This is a genomic window from Rossellomorea sp. DA94 (assembly GCF_029834455.1).
In the GTDB taxonomy this organism is placed as follows: Bacteria; Bacillota; Bacilli; order Bacillales; family Bacillaceae_B; genus Rossellomorea; species Rossellomorea vietnamensis.
This window is the reverse complement of sequence record NZ_CP122397.1, coordinates 1,345,315-1,368,692: the sequence shown is the minus strand read 5'-3', so window position 1 is coordinate 1,368,692 and position 23,378 is coordinate 1,345,315. Positions and strand designations below refer to the sequence as shown.

The window sequence follows — 23,378 nt, the reverse complement described above, 5'->3', positions numbered from 1 at the left end:
CCTTCTATTAACATGTTTCACCTCTTCACTTTAAAAAAAGGCCCCGGGAGACCACTCCACCCTGAGCCTTTCCATCATTCCACCAGCTTCCCGCAATGGGGGCACAGGGATTTAGAATAATCCTTTGGAATCTTTTTATGACAATGACTGCATGTTTTCACATACACCGGCTGATCGAACAGGTCTTCCGACATGCCGTATCCACTCTTGAAGGTCACCCTCATCACCCTGACCAGTAACCCGATGATTCCCCCGGTAATCAGTAAAGCCCAGATCATCTTGTGCGGACTACACGAAGGATCTTCTCATAATCAAGGTCGACGATTGGTTCATCCTCCTGTAACCTCTCCCTGATTTGGGACAGCAACGACCGCTCTCCATCAGATAAATTCTCAAGATCCCACTTTTTATGGAAGACTGTGTAGAGAGTCAGATCCCTGAGAAGCAGGAAATGGGGGATGCGCTTGACCCATTCGTCATCGATGTCACACTCCGTCAAATATCCTTTAAGAAACGCGATGAGGAATTTCCCCCCGAATCCACTGCGGGTTTCCAGGGTCTCATTCCGAAACTTCCACCATACTGAATAATATAACGGGATGGCCACGTCGCTTACAAAAAAGAATTGAGTACTGTCATCAAAGTCGAATACATGGAGATCTCCATCATGAAAAAAGAAGTTGCCTGGATGGATGTCCGAATGAATGAGTCCAAACGAATCACGTGTCTCTTTAAATCCTCTGATCGTTTCCTTGTTTTGATGTCCTTTACTGATAATGTCCCTGTCTTTATCACTCGTCAAATATTTCTCGTAATCAAGTACATCATCTTGATCCCACCGGTCACGCCCAGCTTCACCCTGCACATACCCCTTCGTTACCCGGTGCATATGACCGGTGAGTTTTCCCCATTTATAAAAAAGGTCATCATCAAATAAAGGATCATCCATCTTCACGGGTTTCCCGGGAGCTTTGTCAAATAAACAGACAAAGAAATGTGTATCCCCCGCCTCCAGTACTTCAACCAGGTTTCCTGCTTCTGAATCATTCACGAGTGAAACATTCACCCCATGTTTATGTAAGTAATTGATCCATTGCAACTCTGCTTCCACTTCCCCTTTTGAACGATGGGAACTATGAGTCAGGCGGAGGATATAGGGAATCTCTCCCCTGTGCACCTCATACACATAGTTTTCGAAATCACCAAGCTTCTTCGCATGATTTGTGTCGCAGCCGAAGCGTGAAGCTGCATCCTTTAATATATCCTCTGTAAAAAGTTCTTGAATCCACTTTTCCATTCTTTATCTCCTAGTCTATGACATGTTCATTTTTTCTTAAAAGAGCCACACGATAAGGGAACAGTTCTGCTGTCATGATACCTTCAGCTACAGTCGGATCTTCTTGCATGAATGCCTTTGCCTGTTCCTCGTCATCCGCTTCAAATACTACGATTCCAAAGGCATTTTCCTCTTCATTTAATGTTCTGCCGGCAAGGATCACTTTCCCATTGTCCGTCCATTCTTTCAAGCGTTCGAAATGACGTTTCACGATTTCTTCATCCCCGGTTGTCCAATTTGCTTCTTGATACAAGCGTGGGATCAACTTTAATACATAAATAAATTCCATTTCTATCTCTCCCTTCACCATGACATATACGACCTGCTCCGTCCATAATCCTTTATTCAGAAATCAAAAAGGCCGCTTGAGTTCGACTCAAGCGGCACTAAAAGGGTTAGTTCTCCTTCATCCAATCGTCCATCACCTGTATGATTTCATCCTGCTGTTCCCACACGGAAATACTCGCTTTCTTGTCACCCTTTTGTGGACCATACACTCCGAATCCTGCATGGTTGCCGCCGTCAATCTTATGGAAGGCCGCTTTAGACGGCAGCAGCTTCTTACTTTTTTCAATATCATCCCCTGTGGTAAGGCCATCGTTCTCTGCGTAGATGCTTAGGACCGGCATATCGCTCTTGGAGAAATCAGCCGAAGTGGTTGGATAGGAGGCCAGGAATATGACACCTTTCACTTCATCTTGATGATCATAGGTATACGATGCCGCAGCCACACCTCCCAATGAGTGACCGGACAGATACCAATCAAGCTTTTCATCGAAATCGCTGATGATCTTTTCAGCTTCATTCATGCCGAAAAAAGCGATATGAAATGGCATCTCAGGGATGACGACGGTGTACCCCTTATCGGATAGAGACTTACCGATATACCCATAAGCCTCCACTTCCACCTTTGCTCCGGGATAAAGTATGACGCCTTTCCCGTTTGAATCTTCACTTTTAAAAATAAGCCAGTCATTTTTTTCCTCTATCAGTGGGTCATCCCCCAGGTGGACTGCCTTCGTCAACTTCTCCTTGGCTGAATACGTTTGTTCTGACCAGATGTAGAATCCCAGAAAACCTACTACAATCACTGCCAAAAGAACAATTCCGGCCCATTTTAATATCTTTTTCATCGGCTCTCTTCCCTTCATAGACACTAAATAAAACATCATTTCCGAATCGTCAAGTCCGATCTGCCGGAAAAACCAGTCCGATCTGCTTTCTGGCGTTATCCATCACCCTGGAGCTGATTAATGAATTCTGGTAAGAATTAATGGGAGATTCGTATTCCCCGCCTTTTTTGATGATGGAAACAAATTCACTTATTTCGTAATACATGTACGGAAAGTCCTCTTTTTGAGTATAAACACTTTTTTCTCCATTATGATAATAAAACGTCAGTGTACTGAATTCACCTATTTGATCGATGGTGACTGTTCCTTCCTCTCCTTGGATTTCAGTCGGGATGTGCGTATTTGAAATCTTAGAGAAAGTAGACACCACTTCCATTTCATCGTATTTCATGATGACTGTGCCTGAACCATCGACACCTGAATCCAGCATGGTGCCAGTTGCCTTTATTTCCTTCGGCTCTCCGAATAGAACAACCATGGGATAAATGCAATAAACACCCAAGTCCATCAGGGCACCATTGGAAAAAGCGGGATTGAATGCATTCAGGACCGTCCCATCTTTGTACGCGTCGTATCGGGAAGAATACTTACAGCAGCTGACATTGACTTTCCGAATGGTCCCGATGCTGTGCAGCTTCTCTCTAAGCACCTTGAAATTGGGCAGGAATGTGGTCCTGACCGCTTCCATGAGTAAGGCATCGTTCTCCTTTGCAGCAGCAACCATCTCTTGAACTTCTCTTTCATTCGAAGCCAATGGCTTCTCACATAATACGTGAATGCCTTTATTTAAAAAGGTGATGGCCTGACTGCAGTGAAAGGAATTGGGGCTGGCTATGTACACGGCATCGATAAGATCTTTACTCGCCATCTCTTCTATATCCGTGAACCAGTCGCCGATCCCATGGCTTTCAGCGAATGCCCTTGCCCTCTCTTCGGTCCTTGAGTAAACAGCCTGTAATTGAAAGTCATCCACGCTTTCTGATGCTTGTATAAAACGGTCAGTGATCCAGTTGGTTCCGATGATTCCGAATCTAATCATATATGATCTCTCCTTCTTTCATTCATGTTTATTCTAGTATAGAATGCTAAGTAAAACGATGATTATATTGGAAAGGGGCACTAGAGTGGACAGCCTGGAAAAGAAATGGGCCGGTGAAAAAGCGGCAGAATATATACAAGACGGAATGACGATCGGTTTGGGAACCGGCTCAACCGTTTATTGGACGATTCAAAAATTAGGGGAACTCGTCTCTCAAGGATTACAGATCAAGGCCATCCCCTCTTCAGTGGAAACAGAGCGCCTGGCAAAAAAGGCCGGCATTCCATTGACTACCTTCTCTGAAGTGAACATGTTGGACCTTTCGATTGATGGCGCCGATGAAGTGGATGCCATGTTCAACTTAATAAAAGGGGGAGGTGGAGCATTGGTGAGGGAGAAGTTTATTGATACGTTCACCCGCAAGTTTATCGTTGTCGTGGACGAGTCCAAATTGGTCTCAAAGCTTGGCTCCTTCCCTCTCCCTGTTGAGATCACACCCTTCGGATGGGAAGTGACATGCCGATCACTCGCTGAATTAGGATGCACGCCTGTTCTAAGAAAAAGAAATGATGAACGATTTATATCCGATAACGGAAACTATATCGTGGATTGTCATTTCACGGGCATCGATGCCCCTGCCTCCCTTCACTCCCAGTTAAAACAATTATTAGGTGTCGTGGAAACAGGTCTTTTCATTGACGTGACCGACCTGATGATTGTAGGGAAACCGGATGGCGTGGAGGTTGTCTCACCCAAGAAGAATCTGACATGATGGCACTCAGTACAAAAGCCAACCTTATTGGTTGGCTTTTTGGAATTCCATGTCTTTTTCCCTCATCAAATACTGCAGTGCTGTCCGGAATGTCAGGAAGGTTTTAATCCCTTGAAGCTCCCTCACTCCTGAATTGATCATTACTTGCGTAAGAGCAGGAGTGAAACCGACGAATAGGGTTTCGATCCCCATTAACCCGATCGCATTGGCCATATTATGGATATAGGTGCCGAAGATGTCGATTTCTCCGATTTCTTTTTCTGAAATCGCTGAGAAGTCTACAATGATGGTATTGATATCTCCTCCATATGAGAAGTCCAATATCTTTGAAATGATCATCTCAAAGCGTTCAGGAGTGAGCCTCCCCGTTATGGGAATCAGAATCGTTTCAGGGATGATGGACGGGATGATGGGTGCTGATATATCCTTGATAAGCTCTTCGGATTGTGCCAGCTTTTCTTTCAATTCTTTAACCTCTTGCTTTAATCGTTGAACTTCTTGACTTTCACTTGTCATGACAACCCTCACCGCTTATAGAATGTTTTTAAAGTACCTTTCTCTATTCTAGCACTTTAGATACAGAATAACCTAATGATTTCATATGTAACGAGATAAATAGATCACAATGAAAAACCAGCCTCGTCGGCTGGTTTTTCTCACGCGAATGCCTTTTCCTGCTCCTTGTGGAAGAAACTCTTCATGGCATGGAATACATCGGCTTTTTGTTTAAGGATGTAGTAGCGGAAATCGTCGTTTTTAATATTTTTATAGGCTGACATCAATGTGGAGTGACGATTATACTGATTCACTTCCCCATATCCGAACATGCTGGACACTTTCATTAATTCTTCGACAAGCTTGACACACCGCACATTATCACTCGTCAGGTTATCCCCGTCGGAGAAATGGAAAGGGTAAATATTGTAACGGCTTGGAGCATACTTTCCATCTATGAGCTCAAGGGCTTTTCGATAGGCTGATGAACAGATCGTACCTCCGCTTTCCCCTTTCGAGAAGAAGTGCTCTTCTGACACCACCTTGGCTTCGGTATGATGAGCGATGAATTCGATTTCCACGGTTTCATATTTCGTGCGCAGGAATCGGGTCATCCAGAAGAAGAAGCTTCTTGCCATATACTTCTCCCACACTCCCATACTGCCGCTCGTATCCATCATCGCGAGTACAACGGCTTTGGATTCGGGCTTTAATACTTCGTTCCACGTCCTGAATTTCAGATCCTCTGTAAAGATCGGATGAAAGCTTGGTGCTCCTTTCATGGCATTTCGTTTGAAGGCAGACATCATCGTCTTCTTTTTATCTATATTCCCCATTAGGCCGGTTTTACGGATATCATTGAATTCAATATGCTCGACGGTTTGGACATCCTGCTCTTTCTTCTTCAGGTTCGGAAGCTCCAATTGGCTGAATAACGCTTCTTCAATTTCAAGCATCGAAACTTCTGCTTCATAATAATCTTCACCGGCTTTGTCCCCGGCCCCTTGACCTTTTCCTGGACCCTGCTGCTGTTGTGAGCCGTCCCTTGCAATGACGTCCCCTACCTGGCTTTCACCGTCTCCCTGCCCGACGTGTTTATTCTTATCATAGTTGTAACGGATTTTATATTCATCTAACGAACGAATCGGGATTTTGACGACGTCTCGGCCATTGGACATGACAATGTTTTCTTCTGTGATCAAGTCTGGTAAATTATTGCGGATGGCATCCTGTACTTTCTCTTGATGTCTTTGCTGATCATCGTGACCTTTGCGGTGGAGGGCCCAATCTTCCTTGGAAATGACAAACTGATGATTATCCATTTGACTCAAATTATTCCCCTCCTTAATTTTTTTCACATTTTTTCATTTTCCTGCATACACTATGTTGACTGTCTAAACTGCACGTATCCCATGAAGTGAAACGGGGATTACTCTATCCTATGCAGAAGTATTGATAAATTTACAAATAATTTCGACAATTAACCGTTCTTTTCTAATCGGACGAGCCTATTTTTCTGACAGGTTGTAATGCCTGTCCCGGATCGATGAAATTCCAAAAAAAATAATCAGGCACTTTCACCTGATTAAGCTTCCTCTTCATATTGAGCCGGGTCTGAAACTCGATTGTTCAACTTTAATTCGCCACTGGAACGTAATTTCTCCATTTGCTTTCCCAGTTTAATGACTTCCTCCATATTGGAGGCCATGCTACCATTGAGAGGTTCCGCTTCTTCCCGGGATTTCGGTGTAAACGACATCCTATCAACCCACCTTCATTTGATAATGGGTCCGGCTCTCTATCTATAGATTATGGTATTCAGAGTTTTCTGTCAACTATTCCTTGTCTTTCTCTTTATACTGAACAGGATCGGGCTGTTTTTTATCCTCTTTCAATTCTTCATTCGTCCTAAGCTTATCCATCTGCTTCCCCAATTGCTCCATCTCTTCCATATCATGCGCCATTGAGCCGTTTTCCGGTTCATAATTTTTATCTAATTCGTGTTTGCTTTTACTCATATCTCTTCACCTCTTGGATACTACTTTTCCCTTTCGATGAGAGATTTAAACAATCCAGAAAAAATCGGAAGATGCCGAAGCACCTCCCGATTGCACGTCTATTAACGATTCAACAGGCTGCCCACATAGCGCAGTAATTCATTGGCGGATGTTGAGTTATAGCCATGTTCATCGATGAGGCGGGCAACCACTTCGTTGACTTTTTTCAGCTGCTGTTCGTCTGGCGTTTTAGATGATGTCGTGATTTTCACAACGTCCTTCAAGTCAGCGAATAGCTTCTTCTGAATGGCTTCTCTCAGGCGATCATGGGAATTGTAGTCGAATCGCTTCCCTTTACGGGCATAGGCAGAGATTCGGATCAGGATTTCTTCACGGAATGCCTTCTTCGCATTTTCTGAGATACCGATCTGCTCCTCTATGGAACGCATCAGCTTTTCATCTGGATTGATTTCTTCACCGGTTAACGGGTCATGAAGCTTTGCTTTGTTGCAGTAGGCTTCAACATTATCAAGATAGTTATCCATAAGCGTTTTCGCAGACTCTTCATACGAGTACACAAAGGCTTTCTGCACTTCTTTCTTGGCGATATCATCATACTCTTTCCGGGCAAGGGAGATAAAATTTAGATATTTTTCCCGAAGCTCATTGGTGATCGATGGATGTTGGTCCAGACCTTCCTTCAAAGCCCGGAGAACATCCAACGCGTTAATGGTCGGTACTTCTTTTCGAATGATCGTAGAAGAGATACGGTTGATCACATAACGCGGATCGATACCGCTCATTCCTTCATCCTGATATTCCTTTTTCATTTCGTCCACGTCAGCGGAGTTAAACCCTTCTACATTTTCGCCGTCGTACAGGCGCATTTTCTTGATTAAATCGATGTCACCGCGCTTCGGTTCCTTCAGTCGTGTCAGGATCGTGAACATCGCTGCGACCCTTAATGTATGAGGAGCCACGTGGACGTTCGAAACATCACTTTCGTTGATCATTTTTTCATATATCTTCTCTTCCTGGGTAACCTTCAAATTATACGGGACCGGCATGACGATGATACGTGAATGCAGGGCTTCATTCTTTTTATTCGAAATGAAGGATCGGTACTCGGTTTCATTCGTGTGAGCCACAATCAGCTCGTCGGCAGAAATCAGGGCAAACCGGCCTGCTTTGAAGTTCCCTTCCTGGGTAAGAGATAATAAGTGCCATAAGAACTTTTCATCACATTTGAGCATTTCCTGGAATTCCATCAAACCACGGTTCGCTTTATTTAATTCCCCATCAAACCGGTACGCACGCGGATCGGATTCTGAACCGAATTCTGCAATCGTCGAGAAATCGATGCTTCCTGTTAAATCGGCGATATCCTGTGACTTTGGATCAGATGGACTGAATGTACCAATTCCAACACGTTTATCTTCAGAGAAGAAGACTCTTTCCACTTGGACGTCTTCAATGCGGCCCTGGTATTCTTTCTCCAGACGCATTGTATTCAACGGAGAGAGATTTCCTTCAATTCGGATGCCATACTCTTCATAGAAATCTTCACGTAAATGCTGAGGGATCAAATGCAGCGGGTCTTCATGCATCGGACAGCCTTTAATGGAGAATACTCCTCCTCTTTCAGTCCGTGAATACTGCTCGAGTCCCCGTTTCAACATGGAAACGAGTGTCGATTTCCCTCCACTTACAGGACCCATCAATAATAAGATCCTCTTTCTCACGTCTAATCGTTTCGCAGCAGGATGAAAGTATTCTTCAACGAGTCTTTCCAGCGCCTCTTCTAAGCCAAATAATTGATTGCTGAAGAATTTATACTTCCGTTTCCCCTCGACCTCCTCGACTCCGGCATCTTTAATCATATTAAAGACTCTTGAATGAGCAGACTGCCCGATCCAAGGCTTCTCTTTCAGCAGGTCTAAATACTGAGCAAACGTCCCTTCCCATTTCAGTTTCTCTTCTTCTTCTCGGTAATGTTCAATTCTTTTTAAAATATCCATAAGGACCTCCCCCTGTCGCTTAATGAGAGACGATTAATATACTCTATGCGCTTGTTCACCCGAACATGTTAATAAGATATTTTAATTCAAGACAAACGGTCGATATTCGCTTCATTCATTGGAATAGAGACATAAATATGAAACGCTTTCTCTTTCGACCTTCAAACTTTCACAAAACAGCAAAAAAAGTCCAACTTTCGTTCACATCAATTTGAAAATAGGCTATACTAAAGACAGACTGTGGAATAAGTAAACTGGGAGGTTGCAAAAACATGGGTACTGTCATGATCGTAGGTGTATCTTTAACGTTCTTAGTAGCGATTTTCACTGCTGGATATAACGATAAACCGGGTTCCAACTAATGCATACTAAAAAGACTGGCCAAGGCCAGTCTTTTTATTTTTGCCGCCATATGAAATTCATCACGATCACCACTACTGTCCCGACAATCAAACCGTTCCCCATCACAATCTGAAGCGAGCCGGGAAGATTTGCGAAAAGTTCAGGTGATTGAAAGAAGAGAGCAGAACCACTCAATACTGAAATCCCGATAATGGTCACTTCCCGCTGCCTCAATTCAAGGGCATTCATCTTTTTCAACGCAATGATGAACATATTGACGATAGTTGATAAAAGCGCTGCACTGGCGACGGCTACGGGAAGAGTCGACACTACATTCACCACCTGGGGAATGAACGATATAATTAATAAACTGCTTGCTCCTATAAGAAATGACAGGCCACTCTTTTGTTTAGCGGTTTGGACAAAACCCGATGTTACCGGCAAGGGCACAATGGCGAGTGCAGAGAAAAGGGAAGATAACCAATGATTGATTCCTCCGACGACAAATCCTTTTCTGATACTATCCTGTTTCTCTATCTTCTTGCCATCGTACACATCATACATTGAATCAACGGCTGCAATATTATTTAAGATCAAAGTGAAAGAAAACATTATCGTCGCCACTACGATGCTACTATTAAACGTAGGCTCCCCCCACGAAAGGAGCTCTGGTACATGTATGCGATAGCTGCTTTCTCCTGCCGGATTAGAAACACCACCAAATATGGCAAACATTCCCCATCCTACTATGATACCGATCAACAGTGAAAACTGCTTTCCAAAGCCTCTGGCTCTTATGGATAAAAACACGATAAAGGCAAATACAAAAAAGGCGAGACTTGTTAGTTTCCAATCAACATCCCCCTCTTCTTTCACAATCATCCCATTGAAAAAGATGCCACTAAGCTGAACCGCCAGAAGAAATAAAAAAACACTAGAAACCAAAGGAGGGAATACTCTTTGGTAAAATAAGCGGTTTTTCACAAGCCCCATCAAGATAAGAAAACCTCCTGCTAAAGCAAGTGATCCCATACCGATCGACAGTGATTCATCCAGGGAAAGACCATTTTGTTTAGAAAATGCAGCCAATACCACAAACACACTTACCCATGATCCCGCCGGTCCTTCTATAATTGGAAGGGAGTGTCCCATTCCTTTCTGCAGGATAGATCCGAGGGCGACCAGGAAAAGCGTCCTTTGCATTAACCCGGATATTTCAGTCTCTCCTAATCCAAACACATTACCGATTACAATCGGAAGTGCAATCGACGTTCCGATCATAAACATGAGCCATTGAAAGCTTTGTGTAACGATTTCAGCATGCTGCTTTTTACTTTTCACGATCATAAAACCTCTCCTGCTCCCATGAGCATCTCTTTCATACTTCCTTTTTTACTATGCGTTATAACCACTTCTTTTTCCTCCCCATGATGTTGAAACGAATATACAACAGGACCATTTTTCTTTTCATATGATAACTGTTAGGATACCAAAAGTTGATTTATATGAATAATATCTATTAAATTATATTATTATATATTTATTGTATAAAAGGACGTGATGACCATTCTGGACTTTAAACAAATGCGCTACTTCATGGCAATTGTGGAGGAGAAAACCATACTTGCTGCTGCCAAGCGACTGCATATGTCTCAGCCTCCCCTAAGCCAGCAATTGCGCACAATGGAAGCGCACCTCGGTGTAAGCTTATTTTACAGAAAAGGTCGAAGACTGGTGATCACGGAGGCTGGAAAAGCCCTTTATCAGCACTCTTATCAGATGATCAAGTTAATGGAGGCAGCAGAAGCAGAAGTGAAAGAAATTGGTTCCGGAGAAAAAGGAAATCTGAGGATCGGAGTATATACATTATCCGATATCGATTTGCCAACTATCTTAACCAAGTATGAGGAGAATTTTCCACACATCAGCTATAATATTCATCAAAATGAATCCTCACAGCTCATTCATCTATTAGAATTACGGGAGATAGATGCTGCCCTGATTCGGCTTCCCTTTTCAGGGGACAATCTGGAAAAGGTCATTCTCCAAGAAGAGCCATTTTATTACATTACAAAATGGTCAGATACCACCCACAATACATTAGAAGAAATCGTTCACGAGGCTTTAATCCTTCCCAGTACAAAGCGTTTGGGATTGTATGAATTAATACTTCAGTCATTTCATTCGATTGGATTGACACCGTATGTTAAGGCGGAGTGTTCGGACACCATACTCCTTGCCAACCTGGTGGATCAAGGATTCGCTTCCACAATCGTCCCTCATAGCGCACTGGAGGTATTTAGACACAAAGATGTTCACATAAGACAAATTAAGGACATGGGCTACTCAAGCTACGGTATCGTATGGAAAAAAAACTTCTACCTTCCTAAAACAATAAGAGAATTCATCCGGTTGGTTACTGATCATTATCAGGTCGAATGTCCGGACCTGGATTAGAAAAAGCCCGTAAGGATTCAATCCTTGCGGGCTATATAGAAAAGAATATTTTATTACCTTTTATTAAACCCCTTCTTCTCCACAAATTCCTTCATATACATCCGCTTCTTACCAGACAGCATCTTTGCCATTTGCGCGGTCCAGCGATCCGATCGTTTCCCTGCGGTCCGGGCATGATAATAGGCTGAAATTGTTTCATCATAGCGGTCAAGCCCTTCCTTTATGGAGGTCTCATCCACATTGTATGAATCCTCATGATAAACCGATTCCAACGGCAGCCTCGGCTTCACATCCGAATGATTCTCAGGGATACCGACAGCGAGTCCGAATAAAGGGATGACCCGGTCCGGCAGCCCCAGCAGTTCACTTACTGATTCCAGGTCATTTCTGATCCCGCCGATATAGCAGATCCCAAGTCCCATTGATTCAGCCGCGATGGATGCATTCTGGGCAGCCAGGGAAGCGTCAATGAGGGCCACCATGAATTTTTCCGTGCTTTCCAAAGAAGGAATGATGTCTGATTCTTCCCAATCACCTATTTTTTCATGGCGGAATAAATCAGCACAGAATACGAAGAAATGGCCGTTTTCTTCAACATAACCTTGATTCCCGGCAAGTTCAGCAAGCTTCTTCTTTTTCACGGGATCCTTCACGCCAATGATTGAATACGCCTGTATATAACTCGATGTACTCGCAGCTTGTGCACTGGAGACAATCGTACGGATCTGCTCCTCTGTCAGTGCTTCATTTTTAAATTCACGGATGGATCGATGTTTCAGGATGGTTTCGATGGTTTCATTCATTATGTAGTCTCTCCCTTCTCATTATCCTCTTAGTATAAGCTAAATAAAAAAAGGAATGAAAATCATTTGATTTTCATTCCTGCCTTTTTTATAACAGCCCCGGATAATTTCGCTGTCTCAATGCTTCATAGATGAGAATAGCCGCTGTGTTGGAAAGGTTCAAGGAGCGGACGTTTTCATTCATAGGGATGCGGAGTGCCCGGTCCAGATTATTCTGGATGATGTCATCAGGAAGTCCGGATGTTTCCCTGCCGAAAATAAAGAAGTATTCTTTGTCTTCCACACTATAGTCAAAGTTTGTGTGAGGGATTTTCCCGTACTTTGTTAAATAGAAAAATTCACCGCCGTCGTTTTTCTCGAAGAACTCTTCGATGGAATCATAGTAAACAATGTTTACAAACTGCCAGTAATCAAGGCCGGCGCGCTTTAACATTTTATCGTCCGTCGAGAATCCAAGTGGTCGGATCAAGTGCAGGGTTGTGTCCGTCGCTGCACACGTTCTTGCAATATTCCCTGTATTCGCAGGGATTTCTGGTTGATATAATACAACATGTACTCCCATGTTAATGTCACCTCATTCATAAAACTCTAAGTGACATTATACCATTTCTCCCCCATAGAACAAGACTTAACGGTCATCTACGATCGTAAAAAAACGATATTTCATATTAGGTGTATAGGCAGTGGAATCTTCGTATTTCCAATATCTCATCCGGCTATTGAAGGTATGGGCATTCACGAGGGGCTCTCCCGCGGCATCCTTTCCCGTCACAATGGTCGTATGATCAAAACGTCCGTCCCCTTCAAAGTCGTAGCAGATCACGTCCCCAAGCTTCAATTCTTTCGCATCATCCACAAGCCTGCCGCGAAGACCGATCGTCGAATTAGGGATATACCACCTTAAGGAATTCGCCACCGTCCAGCTGTAACTCCAGTTCTGATTCCGCATCCACCAGCCCTTCCCCTTGGTGGGATATCCACGCATGGGAGCATCCCCTGCATGAAGGCATTGCGAAATATAATTCGTGCAATCATTTTCGAACTTCTTGAATGCCGGGTTATAGCTGTTCCACCACCGCTCTGCATATTGAACGGCACTGAGTCGGTCATACCGGTACGTCACTCTTTCTTCTTCTTCATGAGTGACGCCCTCCTCTTCTTCCACGCTCTCTTCACGTTGAATCTGGATTTCTCCATCTTCATACATTTTATCATTGTAGAAGACCGCCCTTCGATTCTCCACTTCCTCTTCCAAATAGAGCAGGGCCCCCTGCTTGATGAGATATTTATAATGAACATCATATAAAATGGTTTGAGTCTCATTGCTTTCTTGTGTAATGCGGAGGACCTTTCCGGTTGCATCCACCTTCACGATTTCTGCGTGGCGCTCCTCGCAAGATGCTTTTTTTCTTCTCACTTTGTCACTCTCGTAATCTGATTGACTGCGAGAAGTATATTCTTCGATTACATGATGGACTTTTTCCATTAACAGCTTTCGAATCATCGTCTCCCCTCCTCACTAATTGATATGCTCCACTCAAACCGTTCAAAACAAAAAAGGATAAACTCGAGGAGAATTGACGAGTTTATCCTTTGTGCTGTATTAAATTAAGACCTTTTCGTATTTCATCCATGACTTCTTCATCCGTTTCAACCGCTTGCTGCATGAGAAGTGCTTTTTCCGCTGTTTCTCCGCCGATTTTCCCCAGAGCCCATGCGGAGGTTCCCCGCATGACGGGCCTCACATCTTTTTCCATAACATGGATAAGCTCATCTACTGCCGTCTCATCTTTAAAGTGAGCGAGGGCAATGATGGCGTTTCGCTGTATGGGCTTCTTTCCTCTCCAGGAACCCGATACATGCCCGTATTTCTCTTTGAACTCACGGTTACTGATGGTTAATAGGGGCTTTAAGAGTGGCTTCGCGATTTCCGGATCCGGCTCCATCTCTTCATGAAAATGAAAGTCCATCCCCTTATTTTCAGGACAAACGGTTTGACAGGTGTCACAACCGTACAGGCGATTTCCGAGCTTCACCCGGTACTCATCCGCAAGAAATCCCTTCGTTTGAGTTAAAAACGCAATGCATTTTTGGGAATCCAGCTGTCCGCCTTCCATGAGGGCCCCCGTCGGGCATACGTCCACACATTTATTGCATGTCCCGCACTGGTCCTCCATAGGTGTATCCGGTGCAAATGGAAGATTTGTCACCATTTCCCCCAAATACACATATGATCCGAATTCGGGTGTGATGATGGAACAATTTTTTCCGCTCCAGCCGATCCCTGCACGCTCCGCCACGGCCCGGTCCACAAGTTCCCCCGTATCCACCATGGATTTGAAACGCGCCTGTGGGACTCTGGAGACAATATACTCTTCAAGCTTTGAAAGACGATCCCTGAGCACATGGTGATAATCCGTCCCCCATGATGCCCTGCAGAAAATCCCCCGTCTCTCCCCACGCTTGCTTTGGGGGGCATTTTTCATCTTGGAAGGATAGGCAAGGGCAATCGCGATGATCGATTTCGGTTGATCAAATATCAAGGAAGGATCGACCCGCTTCTCAATATCCTTCTCCTCGAATCCGGATTGATACCCTAGCATCTCCTGACGAAGGAGCCGGTTCTTCATTTCAGAGAACGTATCGGCCGTGGTAAACCCGATCTTATCTATTCCAATCTCTTTACTGTACGCAATGATATCCTGTTTTAATTGATTTATATCCATTGCCCCTGCCTCCTTTCTGCATTTATTTAAATAAGCATTCGTGAAATAGCAATGTGTATTATGATAAACTATTTTAAAACAAATGTGGAGGGAAAATAAGTGGAAATCACAATAGATTCATCCATTACGAGTAAAATCCCCGATTTCAAAGTCGGATTCATTCAATACCATCATATCGAAGTCGGCTCTTCTCCTCAAATGCTGAAGGGCAGACTTCAACTGTTTCAGGAATCGATATTCTTTGACCTTCATGATAAGAGTGTCACTGAACTGGAAGGGATTGCCGCCTGGAGGGAAATCTTCAAGAGGACTGGAAAAGATCCCAACCGGTACCGTCATTCAGCCGAGGCCCTTTTCCGCCGTGTCAAAAAACAAAATTATCTGACGACCATCAACTCTGCCATCGATCTCAATAACTTCTTCTCCCTTCAATACGAAGTGCCGATCGGCATATACGACTGTTCGGGGCTCAAGGGAAATCACATCGAGTTAAAAGTAGGGGAAACGGGACAAACCTACACAGGGCTCAACGGCCGGGAAAACTCCCTGGAAAACCTCATCGTCGCCTGTGACGGGGACGGACCTTTCGGAAGTCCATTCGTAGATTCTGACCGTGCACCCGTCGGAGAAGGGACGAAAAATGCCGTACAGATCATTTTTTTGAAGCCATCCCTTTCTAAAGAAGAAAGCGGGAAACTGACGAAATCATTGATGGATATGTTCATCGGGATTCATGGAGGGGAAGGTTCGTTTGAAGTGGTTGGTGGATAGTGGATTCTCCAGGATTCCTGGGAATCACTCCAACCCAATGTGGACAGTGGCCGGGGTTAATCCGGCCGTTTTTATCGTGAATCCAGCCGTTTCAGCAAATAATCCAGCCATTTTACAATAAATGTTAACCCGAGGCACCTCCACACTTCATTTCAAAAAAAAAGAGAGCCCCATGGACCCTCTCCTTTCAAAAACTTACACCCACCACATATCCGACGGCTGTTCCTCAATCAAGATCGACTTCAGATTCTTCACGGCACGTCCGAATCCTTCTTCAATCGACATGATCGGATCTTCATGCTCGATGCTTACAACATAATCATACCCGAATGTGCGAAGGGCACTCATCATATCCGACCACTCCTGCAAGCTGTGCCCGCATCCAACCGAACGGAAGGACCACGCCCTTGTCTGGATGCTGCCGTATGGCTGCATATCTGTCAGACCGTACATGTTGACGTTGTCCTGGTCGATATATGTATCCTTCGCATGGAAATGGTGGATCGCATTTTCCTTTCCAAGGATCTTGATCGCTGCAACCGGATCGATTCCCTGCCACCAAAGATGACTTGGATCCAGATTGGCTCCGATTGCATCGCATGTTTCTTCACGAAGCTTCAATAACGTGTACGGAGTATGTACAAGGAACCCTCCGTGGAGCTCGAGACCGATTTTTACATTATGATCCTCTGCTAGCTTCCCTATCTCTTTCCAATACGGAATCAACTTTTCTTCCCACTGCCATTTCAGGATATCTCCGTACTCGTTCGGCCAAGGTGATACCGGCCAGTTCGGATGCTTGGCTCCTTCATGGTCCCCTGCCGTACCGGAGAAGCAGTTGACGACCGGTACATTCATCAATCCGGCTAGCTTGATCGTTTTCTGCAGAGCAGCATGGGATTCTTCAGCAAAGACGGCATCAGGTGAGATCGGATTTCCGTGACAGCTGAACGCACTGATCTGAAGTCCCCGTGACGTTACCTTCTCTAAGTACTCGTTTCTCTTTTCTTCGCTTTCTAAAAGGGCGTCCAGGTCACAGTGGGCATTTCCGGGATATCCTCCCGTACCGATTTCCACTGCGTGAAGTCCGGCTTCTTTTACATAATCCAGCATTTCATCAAGGTTTTTTTGTGAAAATAATACGGTAAATACGCCTAGTTTCATTTATACTTCCTCCTATTTCAATGGGATGCTTTGTCCGGTTTCACTGCTTTTATAGATGGCATCTATGATTTGGGACACCTGCATGGCTTCCTCCGGTTTCACAACCAATTCCTCTAAACCGAGACAGCTGTTGATAAAGTTCTGTGCTTGGGGAAGACTCGGATCGTCTTCACCGGGAAGCCAATCCGCATCACTATTCAGAAGCATGCCGTGCTTCATCTGATTCATCTGGAACGGGAATAAATCGACTCCCCCCGTTTCCCCTGAGATGCTCATGCTTTCTTCATCACTCTTCACGTTTGCGGACCATGACGTTTCAAAAAGCATGGATGCCCCGTTATCGAATCTGATATAAGCGGTCACGTGATCATCGACTTCAAAGGTCTCTTTATCGAAATCCCCCCATTGATTCACTTGATCAGGCATTCTACTAAGTTTGTTATATGTCGTTCCCGTCACTTCGACAGGTGTAGGATTTCCGAGAAGCCACAGGGATAAATCGAGGAAGTGACATCCGTAGTCGATCAGGCTGCCTCCGCCTTGAAGCTCCTTATTGGTAAACACTCCCCACCCCGGTACTTTGCGGCGACGGATCGCCCTTGCCCTGGCGACCATCGGTTCTCCGATTTCATCTTCCATGATCACCCGCTTCGCCGCACGAGAGTCCTTCATGAAACGATAATGATAGGCGATCGCCAGAACCTTCCCTGATTCTTCAGCGGCACCGATCATTCTTTCACATTCCTCAGGAGTCATGGCCATCGGTTTCTCACAAAACACGTGCAGACCCGCTTCGAGGGCGGCAATCGTGATTTCCGCATGAAATTTATTCGGAGTACAGACCGTTACGGCATCCACATGCGCGAACATGTCCCGATAATCACTGAACACGTGCGGGATGTTAAAGGTTTCTGCCACAGTTTGAGCCGTGACGGGATTGATATCACTGATCGCTTCAATCGATACTGAATCTGATAGTTTAATAAAAGTAGGGATGTGACGCGTCTGGGCGATCCCCCCGACGCCGATCACTCCCATCCGAAGTTTGTTCATCGCTCGCATTCCCCTTTATAGCTTTACAATTCGTTTTGTTTCACTTGATTCAAGAGCTGCCAACACAACCTCAAGTGATTTCTTTCCTTCTTCACCCGGTACGAGAGGCTCTGCATCATGAAGGATGCAGTGTACAAATTGATCGATCACGCGGGAATTCGACTGTCCTCCCTCGTCATTCGTTTGGATGCCGCCAAGCTCATACTTCACTACTTCCCCCGTTGCATATTGCACGACAAGGGAGTTTACCGGATCATCTTCTAAACGGAGAATCGCTTTCTCTCCATATATAATGGTGGAGTTGTCTTCTTTGGACACATAAGACCAGCTTGCTGCAAGGGTACCGATTGTACCGCTTTCTGTTTTCAATACGCATACTGCCGTATCATCCACATCGGCATTTTCCTTTGCGCTTGTTTCCACAAAGGCGCCGACTTCAGCAAATTCTTCCCCTAAGATGTAACGGAGAAGATCTGTTTTATGAACACCAAGGTCACCCATGGCACCGATGAACGCTTCATCCTTTTTGAAGAACCAGCTATCCTTGCCATCAGCACTCCAGCCTTCAGGACCGCCGTGGCCGAATGCCGAACGGAAGCTGTAGATTTTGCCCACTTCCCCGTTTTCAATCAGCTGCTTCGCTTTTTGATGAGAAGGGACAAAACGCTGGTTGTGAGCGATCATCAGCTTTTTACCGCTTTTAACCGAGGCATCGATCATACTTTCTGCTTCTTCGCTTGAAGTCGCCATCGGCTTTTCACATAGTACATGCTTTCCTGCGTTCAAGGCATCGATGGAAATCGGTGCATGCAGGTAGTTCGGTGTACATACGCTCACTGCTTCCACATCAGCATTTGCCAGCAGTTCTTTATAATTGGTATAGGCTTTAGCTCCTACTGCATCGGCGAGTTTCCAAGCCCGCTCCTCGACGATGTCACATACGGCGACTACTTCAACGTTTTTATTATTTGCGTATTCCGGAAGGTGACGGTGCTGAGCGATGCTTCCACATCCGATGACCCCAATTTTTAATATTTTCATGATTTTTCCTCCTCTATTTTCAGTTTGATCCTTTGATCTCTTCGAGCGGCTTTGCATTCCCGTATACAGGTCTTGCATGATCCACCGGTGCAGACCATTTCACGGCATTGACGATGACCTTTTGGACATTTTCATTGTAATAAGTCGGATAGGTTTCATGTCCCGGACGGAAGTAAAATACTTTTCCGTTCCCACGCTGATATGTACACCCGCTTCTGAACACTTCCCCACCTTCGAACCAGCTCACCATCACAAGCTGATCCGGTGCCGGGATGTCAAAATGCTCTCCATACATTTCTTCTTTTTCAAGCTCAAAATATTCCCCTAAACCGGCTGTGATCGGATGGCTCGGGTCCACAATCCAGATACGTTCCTTTTCATCCGCTTCCCGCCACTTCAAATCACAGGATGTTCCCATCAAGGTTTTGAAAATCTTAGAGAAGTGACCTGAATGAAGGACGATCAAGCCCATTCCGTCGAGGACCCGCTGTTTCACCCGTTCGACCACCTCATCCTTCACTTCTTCATGGGCGATATGGCCCCACCAGACCAATACATCCGTACCTTCAAGCACTTCTTCCGTCAATCCGTGATCACCTTCATCCAATGTAGCGGTTTTTACATTGTAGGACGCTTCTCCGAGGAAAGAAGCGATGGCACCATGAATTCCTTCAGGATACACTTCTCTCACTTTCGGATTCTTTTGTTCATGTCGATTTTCATTCCATACGGTTACGTTTACCATTGTAAAACCTCCAAGTTTATATTTGTGCATGCCGGTATTCATTTGGTGTTACACCCGTGTGCTTCTTGAACACCTTACTGAAATATTTTTCATTCCCGTATCCTACTCCGTAGGCCACTTCGTAAATTTTTAAATACGGGTTTTCCAGGAGCTTTTTCGCCTTTTCCATTCTGATACCGGTGATATAATCCGTGATGGTCGCTCCATAATCCTGCTTAAACTTACGGGAAATGTATTCCCTGCTTAAGAAAAACCTGTCGGCGATGTCCTGAAGGTTGATATCCTCCTGATAATGCTGCTGCAGATATTCTTCAATATGCTGCATATTGTTTTTTTCCTTCTGATATTTAACGTTTGTCAGTGTCTGAATAAGTTCGATAAATTCTTTTGTCTTCTCTTCTTTAAACTTCCGGAACGAAAACGATCCGTCTTCATTCCAATAATCCGTTCCCCGGTAGAAAGGTTCCTGACGCTTGATCTCATATTCCTTCAACCAATTATTACGCAACAGTTCAAACTGATCTTCCCAGGCCTTAAGCTGCTCGATGGAGATGGTATGTCTGTTTTCTAACTGAGAGAAGATCGCTTCCAGCTGGTGCTGGACCTGCTCCCTGCTTCCAGAACGGATGGCCCATTTCAATTCATTGGAGTAATCCAATAAATGAAGGAGGTGCCCGCTCTTCACATCCCGGTGTGTGACCAGTTTCTTCTGATCCAGGAGGGCATGCCTTGAAAATACTTCAAGGGCGGATTCATAGGCTTCATTCACCTTTTTTGACTTCTTCCCGAGAGCGAGGACCGTAAACACCTTGCTATATTGATAGATTATTGAGTAGATTTCCTCCAGCAGATAGGTCACACGCTTATCATTCCAGAAGAGAATGACAAGCTCCTCTTCTTTGTGGCTGTTCCGGAAGCATACCCCATCATTTTGCTTTCGTAGAAGCTCATTGCAAATATTAATGAGGGTGAAAAAGGCGAGGTCCCTGTCTCCCTGAAAGGATTTCATGACAATCGGCTTGATCGGCAGGAGCGCAACCGTTTTCTCAAGCTTCGGCAGTGAAACACCGAACTCCCTCTCAACCTTATCCACCATTTCAGCCGTAATGCTCTCCTTCGCGCAAAGACTGGAGAATAATCGATCCCAGTATAGAGGCTTGGCCTCATTGAGTACTCTGTTTTCCTCGACTTGGGTCCTTCTTGACCGGGCCTGCTCATTCCATTCCAATACCGCTTTATCCAGCGTGTCATTCAGTACATCCGGTTCAATCGGCTTCAGGATGTAATCGAAGCTCTTATAATGGATTGCGTTTCTCATATACTCAAAGTCATCATATCCGCTCACAACGATGGTCTTGCTTGTCAAATCAGAGGCATGAAGCCATTTTAACAGGGTGATGCCGTCCCTCTTCGGCATCCGCATATCCGTGAAGATGATCTCGGGCCTGTGCTCTGTGATCAATTCGATTGCTTCGTCCCCATCTTCCGCCTCTAGGATGGTATGGATACCGTGCTTTTCCCATTCTGCCAACAAAAGTAACCCTTCACGCACATGCTTTTCGTCGTCAATGATGATTGCTTTCATTTGCCTCACCTTCCATTCTGAGTGGCAGCCTCATGGTGACCATAAAGCCTCCATCTTCATGATTCTCAAGTAGCAGAGCCGCCTGATGGTCATAGTAAAGTTTTAGCCTTACATACACGTTCTTCAGCCCTATATTGGTTTCATCACCGGTTTTATTCCATGCATCTGCTTTGAAATGCTCTTCTATTTCCCTGAGCCTGTCTTCTGTCACCCCTGCTCCATTATCCCGGACGACCATCACCAGTTCTTTCCCATCCTGAAAGCAGGTCAGATCAATTCTCCCCACTCCATCACGGATGTCGAACCCGTGCTTGAAGTAGTTTTCTATGAGGGGCTGCAGGATCATTTTGGGAACGGGAACACCCTTTACCCCATCGTCCACCTCGACACTATACTCCAGGTTTTCGCCAAACCGCTCCTTTTGTAAAAGGAGATAAGCGTTCGTATAGTTGATTTCCTTGCTTAAAGGAACCACATCCTCCTCCATATTCATCCCGTATCTCATGATTTTAGATAAATGGGTGATCAGGGAGTATATTTGCGGAACCCTGTTCTTAAGCGCAATTGTCCCGATGGACTGCAGGGCATTGTAGAGAAAATGGGGATTGATCTGCGACTGCAGGACCTTTAATTGATTCGTTTTGTTTTCAAGTTCCAGCTTATACTCCCTGTTGATCAAATGATTGATCCGCTCGATCATCTGCTGAAATCGATTCCCAAGGATCCCGATTTCATCAAAACCGAATGATTCCGCCTGTACTTTCATATTCCCTTTTTCCACCTCCTGGATATTTGAAAGCAGTATCCGGATTGGAGATGTAATTTTGAAGGAAACAAACAGAGTCGCAAGCACAACGAGGGTCAAGCCAAGAACCCCGAACAGGATGTTGATCTTCGCCACACTAAAGGCACTTTCATACAGATTGCCATAAGATACCCTTTTCACGAGGAACCATCCTCCCGAAGAAGCTGGAAGCTGATCGTACATCATCACCCCGTTGAACCTATCTTCCTTCCACTCAAGTGTCCCGGAAACATCCTTTGACTCCATGATCTTTCTGATCCATTTCTGATTGTTTCCACCATTCGATACGTCACTATCCGAGCTGTAGATCATTTCCCCTTCTGAAGACAAGAGGTAGAATTCCTCAGAATCAGGGTTATAGAGGTTCCTGCTTAAATCAATGATTTTATCCGGAGAGATGTCCAGGGAAATATACGCCAGCACCTCGTCACCGGGAACATTCCGGAACGCCCTGTGAATCGTAATGATATCCTTCGACCGGTTAATATTCTCCTCTTCCTGACTATTGGTGGGTTCAATGTACATATTGTACGGGCTTCGTTCTGCATTTCTGAAGTATTCCCACTGTGAATCTTTTATTCTATTGGAGAACACAACGGTGGATCGCTTTGTTGCTGAAATGACCCGGTCACCGTTGGCAAAGGAGATGCGAACCCCATTGATTGTGTCCCCAGTGTAGAGAATTGTTTGCACAATATTCTTCACGATGCCGATCGTCAGGTAGTTATTCTCCTTACCCGGTGACCTCATGAAATTGATGAAATCTGGATTATTATAGAGGGACAGCGATAACCCGTTGAGCTCATTGATATAGCTCTCCAAGTTCACCTTCCCCTGATAAAGGAGATTACTGCTTTCCTTCACCACCTGCTCCTCAATCGAATCCTTCGTATACAAATATGTAATGATGATCGAACTGCCAAACGGCACAATCGTCGTAATCATCAACAGCGCAATCAACTTATTCCGAATGCTTGTCTTTAACATGAGGGACGGACCTCCCAGGTCTCACTTATACACTAGTATAAAGTGTTATTCCCCGCTCTTGGAAGTGTTTTTTCGAAATATTCCTACTAAACTTATAAAATAGAAAGCA

The 23,378-nt window shown here is 44.7% G+C and carries 25 protein-coding genes and 1 pseudogene; 4 read left to right on the top strand and 22 right to left on the bottom strand.

All coding sequences use genetic code 11. The features are described from left to right. Nucleotides 1-74 precede the first annotated feature (74 nt). The 5 genes from P8596_RS07260 to P8596_RS07240 all read right to left on the bottom strand — a co-directional run bounded on the left by P8596_RS07260 (nt 75) and on the right by P8596_RS07240 (nt 3,508). Complete coding sequence (locus tag P8596_RS07260; RefSeq protein ID WP_224520604.1) at nt 75-278, bottom strand: hypothetical protein; 204 nt, start codon at nt 276-278, stop codon at nt 75-77. Beyond that, nucleotides 275-1,297: a phosphotransferase enzyme family protein gene (locus P8596_RS07255; protein ID WP_279726490.1), complete on the bottom strand. Its 1,023-nt coding sequence runs from the start codon at nt 1,295-1,297 to the stop codon at nt 275-277. The genes P8596_RS07260 and P8596_RS07255 overlap by 4 nt, the downstream gene beginning before the upstream one ends. Before the next feature lie 10 nt (nt 1,298-1,307). After that, nucleotides 1,308-1,625, bottom strand: coding sequence for a YciI family protein (locus P8596_RS07250; RefSeq protein WP_224520606.1), 318 nt, complete (start codon nt 1,623-1,625; stop codon nt 1,308-1,310). Nucleotides 1,626-1,731: 106 nt separating this feature from the next. Continuing rightward, complete coding sequence (locus P8596_RS07245; protein WP_279726489.1) at nt 1,732-2,469, bottom strand: alpha/beta hydrolase; 738 nt, start codon at nt 2,467-2,469, stop codon at nt 1,732-1,734. 49 nt (nt 2,470-2,518) lie between these two features. Beyond that, nucleotides 2,519-3,508 carry a Gfo/Idh/MocA family protein gene (locus tag P8596_RS07240; RefSeq protein WP_224520608.1) on the bottom strand — a complete coding sequence of 330 codons (990 nt, stop codon included), beginning with the start codon at nt 3,506-3,508 and terminating at the stop codon, nt 2,519-2,521. A gap of 85 nt (nt 3,509-3,593) precedes the next feature. Between P8596_RS07240 and rpiA the strand changes: the two genes are divergently transcribed. Continuing rightward, nucleotides 3,594-4,280 carry a ribose-5-phosphate isomerase RpiA gene (gene rpiA, locus P8596_RS07235; RefSeq protein ID WP_279726487.1) on the top strand — a complete coding sequence of 229 codons (687 nt, stop codon included), beginning with the start codon at nt 3,594-3,596 and terminating at the stop codon, nt 4,278-4,280. A gap of 24 nt (nt 4,281-4,304) precedes the next feature. Here the strand turns inward: rpiA and P8596_RS07230 are convergent, their stop codons facing one another. The 6 genes from P8596_RS07230 to P8596_RS07205 form a co-directional block, all read right to left on the bottom strand. Next, on the bottom strand, nt 4,305-4,796 hold the full coding sequence (locus P8596_RS07230) for an STAS domain-containing protein (protein WP_224520609.1): 492 nt from the start codon (nt 4,794-4,796) through the stop codon (nt 4,305-4,307). A 140-nt stretch (nt 4,797-4,936) separates the two neighbouring features. Further along, nucleotides 4,937-6,097, bottom strand: a complete 1,161-nt coding sequence (gene yhbH, locus P8596_RS07225; protein ID WP_371928753.1) for a sporulation protein YhbH — start codon at nt 6,095-6,097, stop codon at nt 4,937-4,939. 263 nt (nt 6,098-6,360) lie between these two features. Then, nucleotides 6,361-6,534, bottom strand: a complete 174-nt coding sequence (locus P8596_RS07220; RefSeq protein WP_098441226.1) for a hypothetical protein — start codon at nt 6,532-6,534, stop codon at nt 6,361-6,363. Between the two features lie 76 nt (nt 6,535-6,610). Further along, complete coding sequence (locus P8596_RS07215) at nt 6,611-6,793, bottom strand: hypothetical protein (protein ID WP_224520610.1); 183 nt, start codon at nt 6,791-6,793, stop codon at nt 6,611-6,613. Nucleotides 6,794-6,894: 101 nt separating this feature from the next. Then, nucleotides 6,895-8,790, bottom strand: a complete 1,896-nt coding sequence (locus P8596_RS07210) for a PrkA family serine protein kinase (protein ID WP_034760298.1) — start codon at nt 8,788-8,790, stop codon at nt 6,895-6,897. A gap of 396 nt (nt 8,791-9,186) precedes the next feature. Continuing rightward, nucleotides 9,187-10,479 carry a purine/pyrimidine permease gene (locus P8596_RS07205; RefSeq protein WP_279726485.1) on the bottom strand — a complete coding sequence of 431 codons (1,293 nt, stop codon included), beginning with the start codon at nt 10,477-10,479 and terminating at the stop codon, nt 9,187-9,189. A 213-nt stretch (nt 10,480-10,692) separates the two neighbouring features. On the opposite strand from P8596_RS07205, the gene P8596_RS07200 reads away from it, so the two are divergent. Next, complete coding sequence (locus P8596_RS07200; protein WP_279726484.1) at nt 10,693-11,589, top strand: LysR family transcriptional regulator; 897 nt, start codon at nt 10,693-10,695, stop codon at nt 11,587-11,589. A gap of 53 nt (nt 11,590-11,642) precedes the next feature. Here P8596_RS07200 and nfsA read toward each other — a convergent pair whose 3' ends face one another. From nfsA to queG, 5 genes and pseudogenes are all read right to left on the bottom strand, one after another. Beyond that, nucleotides 11,643-12,392: an oxygen-insensitive NADPH nitroreductase gene (gene nfsA / locus P8596_RS07195; protein WP_279726481.1), complete on the bottom strand. Its 750-nt coding sequence runs from the start codon at nt 12,390-12,392 to the stop codon at nt 11,643-11,645. 88 nt (nt 12,393-12,480) lie between these two features. Continuing rightward, nucleotides 12,481-12,954, bottom strand: a complete 474-nt coding sequence (gene trmL, locus P8596_RS07190) for a tRNA (uridine(34)/cytosine(34)/5-carboxymethylaminomethyluridine(34)-2'-O)-methyltransferase TrmL (protein ID WP_060674724.1) — start codon at nt 12,952-12,954, stop codon at nt 12,481-12,483. Between the two features lie 16 nt (nt 12,955-12,970). Beyond that, nucleotides 12,971-13,015: pseudogene (locus tag P8596_RS23885) on the bottom strand (hypothetical protein); the annotation flags it as partial. A gap of 5 nt (nt 13,016-13,020) precedes the next feature. Further along, on the bottom strand, nt 13,021-13,893 hold the full coding sequence (locus tag P8596_RS07185; RefSeq protein ID WP_371928750.1) for an amidase domain-containing protein: 873 nt from the start codon (nt 13,891-13,893) through the stop codon (nt 13,021-13,023). Nucleotides 13,894-13,978: 85 nt separating this feature from the next. Next, nucleotides 13,979-15,118, bottom strand: coding sequence for a tRNA epoxyqueuosine(34) reductase QueG (queG, locus tag P8596_RS07180; RefSeq protein ID WP_279726480.1), 1,140 nt, complete (start codon nt 15,116-15,118; stop codon nt 13,979-13,981). Nucleotides 15,119-15,217: 99 nt separating this feature from the next. Between queG and P8596_RS07175 the strand changes: the two genes are divergently transcribed. After that, the gene (locus tag P8596_RS07175) at nt 15,218-15,889 is read left to right on the top strand and encodes a B3/B4 domain-containing protein (protein ID WP_279726479.1); all 672 of its coding nucleotides are present in this window, start codon (nt 15,218-15,220) and stop codon (nt 15,887-15,889) included. Next, nucleotides 15,870-16,010, top strand: coding sequence for a hypothetical protein (locus tag P8596_RS07170; RefSeq protein ID WP_279726478.1), 141 nt, complete (start codon nt 15,870-15,872; stop codon nt 16,008-16,010). Before P8596_RS07175 ends, P8596_RS07170 begins: the two co-directional genes overlap by 20 nt. A 74-nt stretch (nt 16,011-16,084) precedes the next feature. Here P8596_RS07170 and P8596_RS07165 read toward each other — a convergent pair whose 3' ends face one another. The 6 genes from P8596_RS07165 to P8596_RS07140 are packed head-to-tail and all read right to left on the bottom strand — an operon-like array spanning nt 16,085 to nt 23,269. Continuing rightward, entirely contained in the window at nt 16,085-17,053 is a 969-nt protein-coding gene (locus tag P8596_RS07165) for a sugar phosphate isomerase/epimerase family protein (protein ID WP_279726476.1), read from the bottom strand. 12 nt (nt 17,054-17,065) lie between these two features. Further along, nucleotides 17,066-18,106, bottom strand: a complete 1,041-nt coding sequence (locus P8596_RS07160) for a Gfo/Idh/MocA family protein (protein WP_279726475.1) — start codon at nt 18,104-18,106, stop codon at nt 17,066-17,068. Between the two features lie 15 nt (nt 18,107-18,121). Then, on the bottom strand, nt 18,122-19,147 hold the full coding sequence (locus P8596_RS07155) for a Gfo/Idh/MocA family protein (RefSeq protein WP_279726474.1): 1,026 nt from the start codon (nt 19,145-19,147) through the stop codon (nt 18,122-18,124). 19 nt (nt 19,148-19,166) lie between these two features. Then, nucleotides 19,167-19,892, bottom strand: a complete 726-nt coding sequence (locus tag P8596_RS07150) for a ThuA domain-containing protein (RefSeq protein ID WP_279726472.1) — start codon at nt 19,890-19,892, stop codon at nt 19,167-19,169. A 16-nt stretch (nt 19,893-19,908) separates the two neighbouring features. After that, complete coding sequence (locus P8596_RS07145; RefSeq protein WP_279726471.1) at nt 19,909-21,477, bottom strand: response regulator transcription factor; 1,569 nt, start codon at nt 21,475-21,477, stop codon at nt 19,909-19,911. Then, the gene (locus P8596_RS07140) at nt 21,458-23,269 is read right to left on the bottom strand and encodes a sensor histidine kinase (protein ID WP_279726470.1); all 1,812 of its coding nucleotides are present in this window, start codon (nt 23,267-23,269) and stop codon (nt 21,458-21,460) included. The genes P8596_RS07145 and P8596_RS07140 overlap by 20 nt, the downstream gene beginning before the upstream one ends. Nucleotides 23,270-23,378: the final 109 nt, after the last annotated feature.

Excerpts from the sequence above, each read along its gene's own strand:
- P8596_RS07245 (WP_279726489.1), bottom strand. The coding sequence starts at position 2,469 with ATGAAAAAGATATTAAAATGGGCCGGAATTGTTCTTTTGGCAGTGATT.
- P8596_RS07255 (WP_279726490.1), bottom strand. The coding sequence starts at position 1,297 with ATGGAAAAGTGGATTCAAGAACTTTTTACAGAGGATATATTAAAGGAT.
- P8596_RS07230 (WP_224520609.1), bottom strand. The coding sequence starts at position 4,796 with ATGACAAGTGAAAGTCAAGAAGTTCAACGATTAAAGCAAGAGGTTAAA.
- P8596_RS07250 (WP_224520606.1), bottom strand. The coding sequence starts at position 1,625 with ATGGAATTTATTTATGTATTAAAGTTGATCCCACGCTTGTATCAAGAA.
- P8596_RS07140 (WP_279726470.1), bottom strand. The coding sequence starts at position 23,269 with ATGTTAAAGACAAGCATTCGGAATAAGTTGATTGCGCTGTTGATGATT.
- nfsA (WP_279726481.1), bottom strand. The coding sequence starts at position 12,392 with ATGAATGAAACCATCGAAACCATCCTGAAACATCGATCCATCCGTGAA.
- P8596_RS07160 (WP_279726475.1), bottom strand. The coding sequence starts at position 18,106 with ATGAACAAACTTCGGATGGGAGTGATCGGCGTCGGGGGGATCGCCCAG.
- P8596_RS07155 (WP_279726474.1), bottom strand. The coding sequence starts at position 19,147 with ATGAAAATATTAAAAATTGGGGTCATCGGATGTGGAAGCATCGCTCAG.
- P8596_RS07165 (WP_279726476.1), bottom strand. The coding sequence starts at position 17,053 with ATGAAACTAGGCGTATTTACCGTATTATTTTCACAAAAAAACCTTGAT.
- P8596_RS07210 (WP_034760298.1), bottom strand. The coding sequence starts at position 8,790 with ATGGATATTTTAAAAAGAATTGAACATTACCGAGAAGAAGAAGAGAAA.
- P8596_RS07240 (WP_224520608.1), bottom strand. The coding sequence starts at position 3,508 with ATGATTAGATTCGGAATCATCGGAACCAACTGGATCACTGACCGTTTT.
- P8596_RS07145 (WP_279726471.1), bottom strand. The coding sequence starts at position 21,477 with ATGAAAGCAATCATCATTGACGACGAAAAGCATGTGCGTGAAGGGTTA.
- trmL (WP_060674724.1), bottom strand. The coding sequence starts at position 12,954 with ATGGGAGTACATGTTGTATTATATCAACCAGAAATCCCTGCGAATACA.
- P8596_RS07205 (WP_279726485.1), bottom strand. The coding sequence starts at position 10,479 with ATGATCGTGAAAAGTAAAAAGCAGCATGCTGAAATCGTTACACAAAGC.
- P8596_RS07200 (WP_279726484.1), top strand. The coding sequence starts at position 10,693 with ATGACCATTCTGGACTTTAAACAAATGCGCTACTTCATGGCAATTGTG.
- queG (WP_279726480.1), bottom strand. The coding sequence starts at position 15,118 with ATGGATATAAATCAATTAAAACAGGATATCATTGCGTACAGTAAAGAG.
- P8596_RS07260 (WP_224520604.1), bottom strand. The coding sequence starts at position 278 with ATGATCTGGGCTTTACTGATTACCGGGGGAATCATCGGGTTACTGGTC.
- yhbH (WP_371928753.1), bottom strand. The coding sequence starts at position 6,097 with ATGGATAATCATCAGTTTGTCATTTCCAAGGAAGATTGGGCCCTCCAC.
- P8596_RS07150 (WP_279726472.1), bottom strand. The coding sequence starts at position 19,892 with ATGGTAAACGTAACCGTATGGAATGAAAATCGACATGAACAAAAGAAT.
- P8596_RS07220 (WP_098441226.1), bottom strand. The coding sequence starts at position 6,534 with ATGTCGTTTACACCGAAATCCCGGGAAGAAGCGGAACCTCTCAATGGT.
- P8596_RS07215 (WP_224520610.1), bottom strand. The coding sequence starts at position 6,793 with ATGAGTAAAAGCAAACACGAATTAGATAAAAATTATGAACCGGAAAAC.